This window comes from Kribbella sp. NPDC050470, assembly GCF_044458365.1.
Classification (GTDB): Bacteria; Actinomycetota; Actinomycetes; order Propionibacteriales; family Kribbellaceae; genus Kribbella.
In genome coordinates this window covers 272,540-285,911 of the sequence record NZ_JBITHV010000007.1, presented here as the reverse complement: position 1 = coordinate 285,911, position 13,372 = coordinate 272,540, and the positions used below count along the sequence as shown (strand labels likewise).

11 protein-coding genes are annotated in these 13,372 nt (G+C 69.4%); 7 read left to right on the top strand and 4 right to left on the bottom strand.

Annotated features, from left to right (window positions below; genetic code table 11):
* Positions 1-81: 81 nt before the first annotated feature.
* The 4 genes from ACIBGM_RS22420 (at position 82) to ACIBGM_RS22405 (ending at position 5,159) form a co-directional block, all read left to right on the top strand.
* On the top strand, positions 82-1,200 hold the full coding sequence (locus ACIBGM_RS22420; protein ID WP_396386652.1) for a ubiquitin-like domain-containing protein: 1,119 nt from the start codon (positions 82-84) through the stop codon (positions 1,198-1,200).
* Positions 1,201-1,273: 73 nt separating this feature from the next.
* Positions 1,274-2,092, top strand: a complete 819-nt coding sequence (gene rsmA / locus ACIBGM_RS22415; protein ID WP_396386651.1) for a 16S rRNA (adenine(1518)-N(6)/adenine(1519)-N(6))-dimethyltransferase RsmA — start codon at positions 1,274-1,276, stop codon at positions 2,090-2,092.
* 3 nt (positions 2,093-2,095) lie between these two features.
* Positions 2,096-3,034: a 4-(cytidine 5'-diphospho)-2-C-methyl-D-erythritol kinase gene (locus ACIBGM_RS22410; protein ID WP_396386650.1), complete on the top strand. Its 939-nt coding sequence runs from the start codon at positions 2,096-2,098 to the stop codon at positions 3,032-3,034.
* 226 nt (positions 3,035-3,260) lie between these two features.
* On the top strand, positions 3,261-5,159 hold the full coding sequence (locus ACIBGM_RS22405) for a GTP-binding protein (protein WP_396386649.1): 1,899 nt from the start codon (positions 3,261-3,263) through the stop codon (positions 5,157-5,159).
* Positions 5,160-5,163: 4 nt separating this feature from the next.
* On the opposite strand, the gene ACIBGM_RS22400 is transcribed toward ACIBGM_RS22405, so the two are convergent.
* Complete coding sequence (locus tag ACIBGM_RS22400) at positions 5,164-6,009, bottom strand: fructosamine kinase family protein (RefSeq protein ID WP_396386648.1); 846 nt, start codon at positions 6,007-6,009, stop codon at positions 5,164-5,166.
* A 49-nt stretch (positions 6,010-6,058) separates the two neighbouring features.
* Between ACIBGM_RS22400 and ACIBGM_RS22395 the strand changes: the two genes are divergently transcribed.
* Positions 6,059-7,849 (top strand): ABC-F family ATP-binding cassette domain-containing protein, encoded by a 1,791-nt coding sequence (locus tag ACIBGM_RS22395; RefSeq protein ID WP_396386647.1) that lies wholly within the window; start codon positions 6,059-6,061, stop codon positions 7,847-7,849.
* 462 nt (positions 7,850-8,311) lie between these two features.
* Here ACIBGM_RS22395 and ACIBGM_RS22390 read toward each other — a convergent pair whose 3' ends face one another.
* Positions 8,312-8,809 (bottom strand): MarR family winged helix-turn-helix transcriptional regulator, encoded by a 498-nt coding sequence (locus tag ACIBGM_RS22390; protein ID WP_396386646.1) that lies wholly within the window; start codon positions 8,807-8,809, stop codon positions 8,312-8,314.
* A gap of 96 nt (positions 8,810-8,905) precedes the next feature.
* Between ACIBGM_RS22390 and ACIBGM_RS22385 the strand changes: the two genes are divergently transcribed.
* On the top strand, positions 8,906-9,694 hold the full coding sequence (locus tag ACIBGM_RS22385; protein ID WP_360525290.1) for a methyltransferase domain-containing protein: 789 nt from the start codon (positions 8,906-8,908) through the stop codon (positions 9,692-9,694).
* The gene (locus ACIBGM_RS22380) at positions 9,694-10,041 is read left to right on the top strand and encodes a VOC family protein (RefSeq protein WP_396386645.1); all 348 of its coding nucleotides are present in this window, start codon (positions 9,694-9,696) and stop codon (positions 10,039-10,041) included. Before ACIBGM_RS22385 ends, ACIBGM_RS22380 begins: the two co-directional genes overlap by 1 nt.
* A gap of 1 nt (position 10,042) precedes the next feature.
* On the opposite strand, the gene ACIBGM_RS22375 is transcribed toward ACIBGM_RS22380, so the two are convergent.
* Together ACIBGM_RS22375 and ACIBGM_RS22370 are read right to left on the bottom strand one after the other, a co-directional pair.
* Entirely contained in the window at positions 10,043-12,505 is a 2,463-nt protein-coding gene (locus ACIBGM_RS22375) for an ABC transporter permease (RefSeq protein WP_396386644.1), read from the bottom strand.
* Position 12,506: 1 nt separating this feature from the next.
* Positions 12,507-13,286, bottom strand: a complete 780-nt coding sequence (locus tag ACIBGM_RS22370; RefSeq protein ID WP_360525282.1) for an ABC transporter ATP-binding protein — start codon at positions 13,284-13,286, stop codon at positions 12,507-12,509.
* Positions 13,287-13,372 lie beyond the last annotated feature (86 nt).

Sequence of the window (13,372 nt, the reverse complement as noted above, 5' to 3'; positions counted from 1 at the left end):
GCCAGCCCTCCAGTCTGGAGCACGCGGTCGGTGCCAGTGCTGTCCTGCCCCGTGCCCGGGTAGCCCTACCTGGGAGCGTTAGTGCGTAAGTCCATCATCGTGGCCGTCGGTGCGACGGCTGCGTTTGCCGTCGCGGGCGGCTCCGTGGCATATGCCAGCAAGAGCAAGACGGTCAGTCTTTCCGTCGACGGCCAGGTGCAGAAGGTTCACACCTTCGGCTCCACCGTGGCGGACGCCCTCAAGGCCGAGAAGGTTCAGGTCGGCGAGCATGATGTCGTGGCGCCGGGCCTGGACGCGAAGCTGAAGGACGGCCAAGAGATCGCGGTGCAGTACGGTCGCCAGCTGACCGTCACCGCGGACGGCACCAAGAAGACCTTCTGGACCACCGCCGACAGCGTCAACGAGGCGCTGGCGGACCTGGGCCTGCGGTACGACACCGCGGCCGTGTTCTCGACCAGCCGGAGCGCGCCGATCGGACGCGAGGGGCTGAGTCTCGTGGTCCAGACCCCGAAGACCGTGCAGATCGTGCGGCAGGGCAAGGTCGCGACCATCAAGTCGATGGCCGGGACCGTCGGTGAGGCCCTGACCGCGGCGAAGATCGTGTGGGACCAGGACGACCGGATCAGCCCGGCCGCCGCCACCGCGCTCAAGCCCGGCGTCAACAAGGTCGGTTACGTCAAGGTCGACCAGAAGAAGGTCACCAAGACCGAGGCGATCGCGTTCGGCACCGACGAGACCGAGTCGGCCACCCTGCTCGTGGGGACGAAGAAGACCACCGCCGCCGGCAAGGCAGGCGAGAAGTCGATCACGTACCTGTACACCTACCTGGACGGCAAGCTGTCGGCCACCAAGGTGGTCTCGAGCAAGGTCGTCACCGCCCCGGTCGACGCCAAGGTCACCGTCGGCACCAAGCCGAAGCCCGAGGAGCCGACCACCGACACCGACCCGCCGATCGGCGACACGAGCGCGTGGGACCGGATCGCCGAGTGCGAGTCGGGCGGCAACTGGGCCACGAACACCGGCAACGGGTACTACGGCGGCCTGCAGTTCAGCCACCAGACCTGGGTCGCGTACGGCGGTGACGCCTACGCGGAGAACGCCCACCTGGCCAGCAAGGCGCAGCAGATCGCGATCGCCGAGAAGGTCCGGGCGGCGCGGGGCGGCTACGGCGACTGGCCGGTCTGCGGCCAGCGGGCGTAGTGCAAGACTGTGCTGTGTGAGCAGCGCTGATTCATCCACATCAGCCGGACCGAGGCTTCTCGGTCCGGCTGATGTGCGTTCACTGGCCGCATCGCTCGGGGTCCGCCCGACCAAGCAGCGCGGCCAGAACTTCGTCATCGACCCGAACACGGTTCGCCGGATCGTCAAGGCCGCTTCGCTGGCCCCCGGTGAGACGGTGCTCGAGGTCGGCCCGGGGCTCGGGTCGTTGACCCTGGCGCTGCTGGCCGAGGGCCACAGGGTCACCGCGGTCGAGATCGACCCCCTGCTCGCGTCCGCGCTGCCGTCGACGATCGCGTCGTACGCGCCGGGGCAGGCCAGTGCGTTCACGGTGATCGAGGCCGACGCGATGACGGTCGGCCCGGACCAGATCGGCGCGCCGACCGCGTGTGTGGCGAACCTGCCGTACAACGTCGCCGTACCGGTGCTGCTGCACCTCCTCAAGGTCTCCGACTCGCTTCGGCACGGCCTCGTGATGGTCCAGTCGGAGGTCGCCGACCGGCTCGCGGCCGGGCCGGGTTCGCGCACCTACGGCGTGCCGTCCGCGAAGGCGGCCTGGTACGCCGAAGTCCGCCGGGCCGGTCCGATCGGGCGGAACGTGTTCTGGCCGGCGCCGAACGTCGACTCGGGCCTGGTCGCCTTCGAGCGTCGCGAACCGCCTGCCACGGCAGCGAGTCGCGAGGAGGTGTTCGCGGTCATCGAGGCGGCGTTCTCGCAGCGCCGCAAGACGATCCGGTCCGCGCTGGCACGCTGGCTGCCGGACCGCGAGCAGCTCGACGAGGTGTTCCGCCGTACCGGGATCGACCCGAAGCTCCGAGGAGAGATGCTCGGCATCACCGAGTTCGCGGCTTTGGCGGACGCCGCGAGGCACTAGCCTGTGCGAGTGCCACCTTCTGCTGAGGTCACGGTGCGAGCGCCGGCCAAGATCAATCTCGGTCTGTCGGTCGGTCCGCCGCGCCCGGACGGGTTCCACCCCGTCGCCACGGTCTACCAGGCCGTCGCCCTGTACGACGACGTCACCGCGGTGCTGCGGGACGACGACTCGTCGATCTCGGTCGAGGTGCTCGGGGACTTCGCGGCCGACGTGCCGACGGACGAGACCAACCTCGCGGTCAAGGCGGCCCGCCTGCTGCAGGCGGAGTACGACGTCGAGGAAGGCGTCGACCTGACCATCCGCAAGACCATCCCGGTCGCGGGCGGGATGGCGGGCGGTTCGACTGACGCGGCAGCGACTCTGGTCGCGTGCAACCGGCTGTGGGGGCTGCAGCTGTCGCAGACCGAGCTGCAGCATCTCGCCGGCGACCTGGGCAGCGACGTACCGTTCTGCCTGGTCGGTCACACTGCGCTCGGTCGCGGGCGCGGCGAGCAGGTCACCGAAGTGATGTCGCGCGGGACCTTCCACTGGGTGTTCGCGATCTCCGACGGCGGCCTGTCCACCCCGGCCGTGTACGGCGAACTGGACCGCCTGCGCCCGCTTCGCCGGGTCGAGGCGCCCCAGGTCCGTCCGGAGCTCCTCTCGGCGCTGTTGTCCGGTCAGCCCGGCGCGCTCGCGGTTGCTCTCAGCAACGATCTCCAGGTGGCGGCCCTGTCCCTGCGCCCACAGCTCGGCGAAACCCTGCAGTTCGGCCTCGACCAGGGCGCCCTGGCCGCGCTGGTCTCCGGCTCCGGCCCCACCTGCCTCTTCCTGGCCGCCGACAGCCGCAGCGCCGTCGACCTGGCCGTCGAACTCGCCGAGTCCGGCCTTTGCCGCATGGTCCGCCAAGCCGAAGGCCCAGTCCCCGGCGCCCGAATCCTCCCCGCCCCGGTCAACCGCTGAGGAGTTGGTGGGCCAGGGCTGGGAAACCAGGCCTTCGGGGCCTGCCCGGCAAGCGAGTGTTTGAGTCCGGAAAATCGGTCGCGGCCGCATCGGGGCGGCGTTAGCATCCAAGCGTTTGCCCCTTGGAATGCCTCGTGATCGGAGAACGGGATGCGCCGCACGGTGTTCGACCTCGACAGGACGAATCACTTCGACGCATTCGCGAGGACCCTTGAACTCTCTGACGATGGGCATTGTGGCGCATGTCGACGCCGGTAAGACCAGCCTGACCGAGCGGCTGCTGCACGCCGCCGGTGTGATCGACCGGGTCGGCCGGGTCGACGACGGGAACACCCAGACCGACTCGATGGACCTCGAACGCCGCCGCGGCATCACGATCCGCTCCGCGGTGGTGTCGTTCGAGCTGGGCGACCTGACCGTCAACCTGATCGACACCCCTGGACACTCGGACTTCATCGCCGAGGTCGAACGCGCGCTGTCGGTGCTGGACGGCGCCGTACTGGTGATCTCTGCGGTGGAGGGTGTGCAGGTGCAGACCCGGCTGCTGATGCGCACGCTGCAGCGCCTCGGCATCCCCACCCTGCTGTTCGTGAACAAGATCGACCGGCTCGGAGCCCGGTACGGCGACTTGCTCGCGGACATCGCGCGGTTGCTGACGCCTGCCTGTGTGCCGATGGGGTCGGTCGCGGATCTCGGCACTCGCGCAGCACGCTTCGAGTCGGCCCCTTCGATGAACAAGGCCGTTGCCGAGCTACTTGCTGAGCGCAACGATGACTTCCTGGCGCGCTACCTGGACGACGACTTGGCGGCTGACGACTATGCCGCCGAGCTGCGACGGCAGGTGGGTGCGGCCTGGGTCCATCCGGTGTACTTCGGGTCCGCGATGACCGGCGTCGGCGTGCAAGAGCTGATCGACGGCATCCGCGCCTGGTTGCCACGGGCAACTCCTTCTGCCGAAGATCCCTTGTCGGCAAGGGTTTTCAAGGTCGAGCGTGGTGCGGCCGGGCAGAAGGTCGCGTCCGCGCGGGTGTACGCCGGGACGCTGTCGGCGCGTTCGTACGTCGACGTGCACCCGGCGGCAGGTACGTCGTACCAGGTCCGGCCGAGCGCGGTCGAGGTCTTCTCGCGCGGCTCTCGCCATCCGGTCGAGCGGGCCGAGGCCGGGCAGATCGTCGCGTTGCTGGGGCTCAAGGAGGTCCGGATCGGCGACCAGCTCGGCGTCCGGGCTGACGGGGTCGGGCGGTTGTTCGCGCCGCCGACGCTCGAGACGGTCGTGCGGGCGCGGGACCGGATGAAGCTCTTCCAGGCGCTGACCCAGCTCGCCGAGCAGGACCCGCTGATCCGCGTCCGTAAGGCCGACGACATCACGGTCAGCCTGTACGGCGAAGTGCAGAAGGAGGTGATCGCGTCGCTCCTGGAGTCCGAGTACGGCGTGGCCGTCGACTTCAGCGAGACCACGCCGATCCATGTCGAGCGGCTGACCGGCGTCGGAACGGCGTACCGGGAAATGGGTGCCCCTGACAACCTGTGGGCCGCGACCGTCGGCTTCCGGGTGTCGCCGGGGGAGGCTGGTGTGGACTACCGGGTCGAGTCCGAGCTCGGCGCGCTACCGCGGGCCTTCCACACCGCGATCGAGGAGACCGTCCGGCTGACGGTGCAGCAGGGCCTGTACGGCTGGGAGATTCCCGACCTGGAGGTCGCCGTCACCCACACCGGCTACTCGTCCGTGGACACCGTCGCCGCCGACTTCCGCCGCCTGGTGCCACTGGTCCTCATGCAGGCCATCGCCGAGGCCGGCACCACCGTCCTCGAACCCGTCCAGCACTTCGAGCTCGACATCCCACCCGACTCGATCTCCCGAGTCCTCGCCCTGCTCGCCGAATCCCGAGCCGTCGTGGACCAAACCACCCTTTCCGACCAGACCGCCCACCTCACCGGCACCCTCCCCGCCGCCACCACCCACACCTTCGAAACCCACCTCCCCGGCGCCACCCACGGCGAAGGCATCCTCACCCCCACAACCACCACCTACACCCCCGCCCCCTCCCCAACCCCCACCCGCCCCCGAACCGACGGCAACCCCCTAAACCAAAAGCAATACCTCCTCCACCTCAACCAGTCCTGAGGCCTCAGCTGAAGTGGTTGAGGGTTTGTTGGATCTTGGTCAGGGCTTCGCCGGTGTTGCCGAAGTGGGCGAGGACGGCTAGGTGTTCTCGGAGGTGGAGGAGGGGGAGGCGGGCTTGCCAGCCTTCGGTGAGGGGGTTGAGCTCTTCGTAGGCGGTGTAGAAGGTGTCGGGGATGTTGCCGCAGCCGTCGAGCATGGAGAGCTCGGCTTCGGGCCAGCCGTAGTAGACCGCCGGGTCGATCAGGGCGGGACCCGGGAGGAGGTTGCCGTGCCACAGGTCGCCGTGGATCAGGGACGGGGGCTGGTCCGGGATCAGGTCGGGGAGGCGGGAGGCGACGCGCTCCAGGCGGTGGCGGTCGGTCGCAGGGAGGGCGTTGTAGCAGCGCGGGACTTCCAGGAAGCGCAGCAGGCGGTGTTCTGCGAAGAAGGCGTGGCCGTCGGAGGTCCACGGGTTCCGCTGAGGGAGTAGCCCCAGGTAGTTGTCCTGGTGATAGCCGAACTTGTCCGACGTCTGCTGGTGCTGCATCGCCAGGCGATGGCCGGCGTCCCGCCAGAAGTCCGGCGACTGGTCCGCCAGCGCAGCGCTGCCGAGATCCGAGAGCACGAGGAAGTCCGCGGCCACCCGCAACACCTCAGGTACGGCGAACCCACCAGGCACCCGCAGTGCGTTCAGCCCGTCGGCCTCGAGCTCGTACAGCCGCGGCGGCGGATCGTCGTGCGTCTTCACGATCGCCGACCGGCCGAGCGTCGTACGCACCCGGTAGGTCTTGTTGGCGACTCCGCCTTCCAGCGGATCGCAGGAAACCGGGTCGCCCAGGTCGAGGCCGTCCAGCCAGGATCGAGTCAGCACGTGGACGATCCTGGCACGCGGGCAGGCGTCGGATACTCTGGTCCGCGATATGGCGGCACCTAACTTGGTCAATCTGGAAGCTGTTTCCAAGGGCTTCGGGACTCGGACACTCCTCGACACTGTGAGCCTCGGCATCGGCCGGGGTGAGCGGGTCGGCGTGGTCGGGCGCAACGGCGACGGCAAGTCGACGCTGCTCCAGCTCCTGGCCCGGCGGGAGGAACCGGACAGCGGCCGGATCGTCCACAACCGCGACGTCCGGCTCGGGTACCTCGGCCAGACCGACGACCTCGACCCCCAGCACACGGTCCTGCACGCAGTGCTCGGCAACGCCGAGACCTACACGTGGGCGGCCGATCCGCGGGCGCGCTCGGTGATGGAGCACCTGCTCGGCGGAGTCGACCACCAAGCGCTGGTCGGCACCCTGAGCGGTGGTGAACGCCGTCGCGCGTCACTGGCCCGGCTCCTCCTCACCGAGGTCGACCTGCTGATCCTCGACGAGCCGACCAACCACCTCGACATCGAGGCGGTCGACTGGCTCGCCAAGCACGTGGTCGACCGGGCCGGCGCCCTGCTCGTCGTCACCCACGACCGCTGGTTCCTCGACGCGGTCTGCACCGACACCTGGGAGGTCCAGGGCGGCCGCGTCACGTCGTACGACGGTGGGTACGCCGCCTACGTCCTGGCCAAGGCGGAGCGTGCCCGGACGGCCCAGGTGACCGAGACCAAGCGGCAGAACCTCCTGAAGAAGGAGCTGGCCTGGCTGCGTCGCGGCGCACCGGCCCGGACCAGCAAGCCCAAGTTCCGGATCGACGCCGCCAACGCCCTGATCGAGAACGAGCCGCCCCCGCGCGACAAGCTCGCCCTGTCGCAGCTGGCGACCGCGCGGCTCGGCAAGGACGTGTTCGACGCCGAGGACGTCAGCCTGAGCTTCGGCGACCGCGTCATGCTCGACCACGTCACGTTCCGCCTGGGCCCGGCCGACCGGGTCGGCCTGCTCGGCCCGAACGGCGCCGGCAAGACGACGTTCCTCAGGGTCCTCACCGGCCAGCTCGCGCCGGACCGCGGCGTCGTGAAGCAGGGCAAGACGGTCCGCGTCGCCAGCCTGACGCAGAACCTCGAGGAGATCGACAGTACGGCGACCGTCCTGGAGCACATCACCGCCATCCGCCGTACTGCGGCACTCGCCGGCCGCGGTGGTGAGCTGACGTCGTCGCAGTTGCTGGAGCGGTTCGGGTTCAGCGGCGACAAGCTGACCACGCGGATCTCCGACCTGTCCGGTGGTGAACGCCGGCGGCTGCAGCTGCTGCGCATCCTGCTCGACGAGCCGAACGTGCTGATCCTCGACGAGCCGACCAATGACCTCGACGTCGAGACGCTGACGGTCCTGGAGGACTTCCTGGACAGTTGGCCGGGCGTGGTCGTCACGGTGACGCACGACCGCTACTTCCTGGAACGGGTCAGCGACATGGTCTACGCGATCATGGGCGACGGCCGGGTCCGGCACCTGCCGCGCGGCGTCGACCAGTACATCGACGAGCTCGGCGACGCCGCTCCCCGCCGTACGACGGTCAGCGAAAGCCCAGCCGTGGACGCGAAGCCCGCAGCGGCCGAGGCGGTGGTTGACGCGGCAGCGGCCCGGGCGGCGAAGAAGGAGCTGAACCGGATCGAGCGCCAGCTCGCCAAGTTGACCGAGACCGAGGCGAAGCTGCACGACCAGTTGGCCACCAACGCCAGCAACTACGAGCGGCTGGCCGAGCTGGACACCGAGTTGCGCAAACTGGCCGAGGAACGCGCCGAACTCGAAACCGCCTGGTTCGACGCCGCCGAACGCGCTGAATGAGCTGCGTCCGCATTTGATCGTATTCCCGAGGCTGTGAACCGAAGCACGACCACGACCGGTGAGTAATATGCAACGCGCGCCTGTGGAAAACGTGTGGAAACACAACTGAGTCGCGGCGCACCCTCCGATCCCCTGTGATTCGGAGGGCGCGCCGCGCCTCCGGGTGAGCGGGCCCCGTGCCGGCCGGCGTTGTTCGGGCCCCGAGCCCCGGACACCGCGCGGCCACTTTCGGCGGACCACCTCTTGCCGCCGAAGTCACCATATTCTTGACGTTTCGTGGTCGGTCAACCACCGACAGTGAGGACCCTAGTGCGGTCGATCACTCAGTGTCGATAGTCGACCGCTACAGCAGTCTCACGATCTCGTTGCAACTAGCAACGATCGGAACCGGGGTGAAGTGACGGGTCGTCTTTTCGGATAATTCCGGCCGAATTCCGGCGGGTTTGTCCGGGGCCTGGGAATTCAGTGCTTTTCGAGGTCGAACGGCCGGACCAGTTCGCGCAGCACCCGCGCGATCTTCGCCTGGTCGCGGTCGCTGATCGACCCGAGCAACTGCCGCTCGTGGGCCAGCAGGTCGGCCATCGCGGCGTCGACCGCGTCGCGTCCGGCGTCGGTCAGCTGCACCAGGACCCCGCGCCGGTCGGCCGGATCGGGAAGCCGCTCGACCAGGCCGCGAGCCGTGAGCCGGTCGACCCGGTTCGTCATCGTGCCCGAGGTGACCAGGGTTTCCTTCAGCAGCTTGCCGGGGGACAGCTGGTACGGCGCTCCCGCCCGCCGCAGCGCCGCGAGGACGTCGAACTCCCAGGACTCCAGGCCGTGTGTCGAGAACGCCTGGCTGCGCGCGCGGTCCAGGTGCCGCGCGAGCCGGCTGACCCGGGACAGCACCTCCATCGGCGCGACGTCGAGGTCTGGGCGCTCCCGGCGCCAGGCCTCGAGCAGCCGATCGACCTCGTCTTCCATGCTGTCGAGATTACGCCATCAAGACTCTTGACATCAAGACAACTTCCAGGTTTAGAGTATCTCGACATCAAGATAAATCCTGGGAGAGGCGGCAGCATGCGAACGTCACCGGTCTGGAGCCCGCGCCAGTACGGCACCTACGCCGAGGAGCGCGGCCGCCCGTTCGCCGATCTGGTCGGCCGGGTGCGCGCCGACACAGTCCGAACGGTCGCCGACCTCGGCTGCGGTCCGGGCAACCTGACCGTCACCCTGCGGGAGCTGTGGCCGGAGGCCACCATCCGCGGGATCGACAGCTCACCCGAGATGATCGAGGCGGCCCAGAAGTACGCCGACGACAAGCTCACCTTCGAGATCGGCGACCTGCTCGAGTGGACCGCCGAGCCCGGCTCGCTGGACGTGATCGTCACCAACGCGGTCCTGCAGTGGATCCCGGAGCAGCTCGACCTGCTGCCCGGCTTCGTCAAGGCGCTGCGGCCGGGCGGCTGGCTGGCGATCCAGATCCCCGGCAACGGCAACGCCCCGTCGCACTCGATCCTGCGCGATCTGGCCGCCTCCGAGCCCTATGCGCAGTACGCGAAGAACGCGTCGCTGCGGGCGGAGGTCCCCGGCCCGGACACGTACGTCGATGCGCTCACGGCCGAAGGGTGTGTCGTCGACGCATGGGAGACGACGTACTACCACCTGCTGCAGGGCGACAACGCCGTACTGGAGTGGGTGAAGGGGACGGGTGCGCGGCCGGTGCTGCAGTCGCTGCCGGATGACATGCGCCAGCGGTTCGAGGACGAGTACGGCGCCCGGCTGGCGGATGTGTACCAGCAAAAGGACTACGGGACGCTGCTGCCGTTCCGCCGGATCTTCGCGGTCGCGCAGAAGAAGGAGGCCTGATGCGGCTCGATCATGTGCAGGTGTCCTGTCCGCCCGGTGGGGAGGACGTCGCGCGGGCCTTCTACCGGGACGCGCTGGGGATGACCGAGGTGGAGAAGCCGCCGTTGCTGCAGGCTCGCGGCGGTTGCTGGTTCCGAGCGGGCGCGGCGGAGGTGCACATCGGGGTCGAGCAGGACTTCCAGCCGGCGAAGAAGGCGCATCCGGCGCTGGCGGTCGACGACCTCGACGCCTTGGCCGAGAAGCTCGAGAAGCTCGGCTATCCGGTGACCTGGGACAACGAGACGATCCCGGGCCGCCGGCGGTTCCATACCGCCGACGGCCACGGGAACAGGGTGGAGATCGTCTGAGCTACTCGGTCGCCAGGGCTCCGGCGGGCGCCACCTTGGCGGCCCGGCGAGCCGGGAGGACCGAGGCGAGCAGGCCGGCCACGGCGGCGACTGCGGCAATGATCACCAGCAGGCTCACGGGTACGGCGTACTCCACGCTGCCGTCGACGGTCTGGCCGCCCATCAACGCACTGGTGCCGGTCCAGCCATAGATCAGGCCGAGCGCGATCCCGAGGCCTGCCGCGACCAGTGCCATCAGCAACGACTCGACCGCGAGCATGCTGCGCAACTGGCGGCGGGTCAGGCCCATCGCCCGCAGCAACGCGTTCTCCCGGGTCCGTTCGAGCACCGACAGGCTGAGCGTGTTGCCGACCCCTACCAGCGCGATCAGCACGGACACCCCGAGCAGCCCGACTCCGACAAGCAGCAGGACGTCGAAGACCTGGGTGTAGCTGTTCCGCTCGGCCAGGCCGCCCTCGACCCCGAGCTCCTTGACCGTCGGGATGGACTGCTCCACCGAGTCGATGACCGCCGACCCGTCGGCCTTCGGGTCGGACGCCAGCCAGAAGCCGGTGACCTGCGCCGCGGGCGCCAGTTTGCGGAGGTCCGTCGACGTGACTGTGATCGGATCCAGCCCGGTCGCCCGGTACGCCGTCAGCGTCAGCTTCTGCCCGGCAGCCACGATGGTCAGCGGCGCGCCGTCCTTCAGGTCGAGCATGGTCATCGTCGGCGAGTCCAGCAGGGCGGTGCCCGGCTCGAGCCGCGCGGCCAGCGACGGGTTGTGGATGACGGATCCGGCCGCGGCCTGGTCGATCCCGGTCACCGGGAGTTCCTGGCCGGCGGTCTTCGCCATCACCTTGCTGACCGGGACGACCTGGGTGACGCCCTTGATGTCGCGCAGCTGCTGCTCGGCGCCGGCCGGCATCTTCTCGTTGTACGCGGTCACGATGATGTCGACCGGGTACTGGCCGTCCATCGACACGTCGAACGTCTTCCGCACCGACGCGATCCCGACACAGGTGAGGCTGATCAGCGTGACGCCGATCAATAGCGCCGACGTCGTGGCAGCCGTACGCTTCGGATTCCGAATCGCGTTCGCGACGGCGATCCGGGCCGGAACTCCGCCGCCCTTGGCGGGCAGCGCGCCGATCAGCCGGATCAACGCCGGGACCAGCAGCGAACCGATGGCCAGTACGCCGAGGAACGAGAGCACACCGCCCGCGACACCGACCAGCACCTGGTGACCGGACGCGCCGACGGCCAGCAACAGCCCGCCGCCGGCCAGCAGCAGGAAGCCGAGGATCAGCCGCACGACGCCGGCCTTCGACGCGGCGACCGGGGCGACCTCGGGCCGAAGCGCGGCCAGCGGAGCCACCTTGGTCGCCCGCCGAGCCGGTACGACGGCCGCGAGGACGGTTGCCACGGTGCCGAGCGCGAGCGGGATGAGCACCGACCACACGTCGAGGTGGAGTGCGATCGGCGGGAGGCCCCAGTCGAACTCACGGGCCAGGGTGAGGGCGAGCGCGGACAGTGCGACGCCGAAGACGACACCGATCGCGGACGCGATCACCCCGACCACGGACGCCTCGGCGAGGACGGACGAGAACACCTGCTTGCGGGACGCGCCGACGCAGCGCAGCAACGCCATCTCCCGCGTCCGCTGGGCGATCACGATGGTGAAGGTGTTGCTGATCACCAGGCAGGCGACGAACAGCGCGATCACGGCGAACATGCCGAACACCCCGCCGAGCACGTCGATGCCGTTCGTGTAGCTCTTCACCTCGTGGTCGATCCAGGCCTCGCCGGTGAACACCTTCAGGTCGCTCGAGACGACGCCCTGCGCGGCCGAGGCGAGGGTCGCCGGGCTGACGCCGGGCTTGGCGGCGAGCCCGACCGACTGGATGAAGGCATCCGGCTCGAAGGTCTTCACCGCGGCCGCGGTCGCCACTGCGGACGCCGAACCGATCGCCTTCGAGTCGTCGAGCAGACCCACGACGGTGACGGTGAAGGACTTGCCGGTGTAGGCGTTCAGTCGCAGCGTCTGGCCGATCGCGACCTGGTGCTTGGCGGCCAGCTTGGCCGGCAGGGCGATCTCGTTCGTGGCGGTCGGCAGGCGGCCGGACGACGTACCCGGGCCGGCGATCCGGGTGGTGTCGTACAGGGCCTCGACGGCGAGGCCGTCGGGCCGGACCAGGTCCGGGAAGGCAGCCGTCATGTACGCCGTGGTAAATGCGACGACCGAGTCGGCCTGCGGGAGCTTCTGGAGCTTGGCCACGTCGGCCGGGGTGATCTGCGCGTTCTCCGGGTAGACCATCGTGTCGACCCCGCGGTACTGCGCGCCGATCGACTCGTCGATGCCGTTCGACGCGGAGGCGTGCGCGGTCAGTGCGAGGGTGCCGAAACCGACTCCGAGCACGATCGCCAGGCAGGCGGCGACCAGGCGGCCCAGGTGGGCGCGCAGCGAGGAGAGGATGGAGCGTCGCACCTCAGGCTCCCAGCTGCCGCAGCGCGTCGAGCACGGTCTCCGGAGTCGGCTCGTGCAGCTCGCCGGCGAGTTTGCCGTCAGCAAGCATCACGACACGGTCGGCGTACGACGCGGCCAGCGGGTCGTGGGTCACCATGACCACCGTCTGGCCGAACTCGCGGACCGAGCGGCGCAGGAAGCCGAGCACCTCCGCGCCGGACCGGGAGTCCAGGTTGCCGGTCGGCTCGTCCGCGAACACGACCTCGGGCCGCCCGACCAGCGCGCGGGCCACCGCGACCCGCTGCTGCTGACCGCCGGACAGCTCCGACGGCCGGTGCGTGAGCCGGTCCTGCAGCCCGAGTACGTCGACCAGCGTCGACAGCCACTGCTGGTCGGGCTTGCGGTTGCCGAGCTCGAGCGGAAGCAGGATGTTGTCCTTCGCGGACAGCATCGGCAGCAGGTTGAAGGACTGGAACACGAACCCGACCCGGTCCCGCCGGATCCGGGTCAGCTCGGCGTCCGGGAGCTGGGTGAGCTCGGTCTCGCCGAGCAGCACCTGGCCGCCGGTCGGGGTGTCCAGGCCGGCCAGGCAGTGCATCAGCGTCGACTTGCCGGACCCGGACGGGCCCATGATCGCGGTGAACCGGCCGACCCCGAAGTCGACCGAGACGCCGTCGAGCGCGGCGACCGCCGTGTCGCCCTGCCCGTACACCTTGCGCAGCTCGTGCGCCCGGATCGCGGTCCGCGGCGCGCCGTCCTGCGGCAGCCGCCCCACCGGTAGCTGACCGGTCTGCAAACTCATGTCACTCCTCGGCTCAAAAACTGACGTTGGCCAAGAAGTTAGTGATTTCGTCCGGTGATCTCGTCGGACTGCGGACTGCAGTTGGC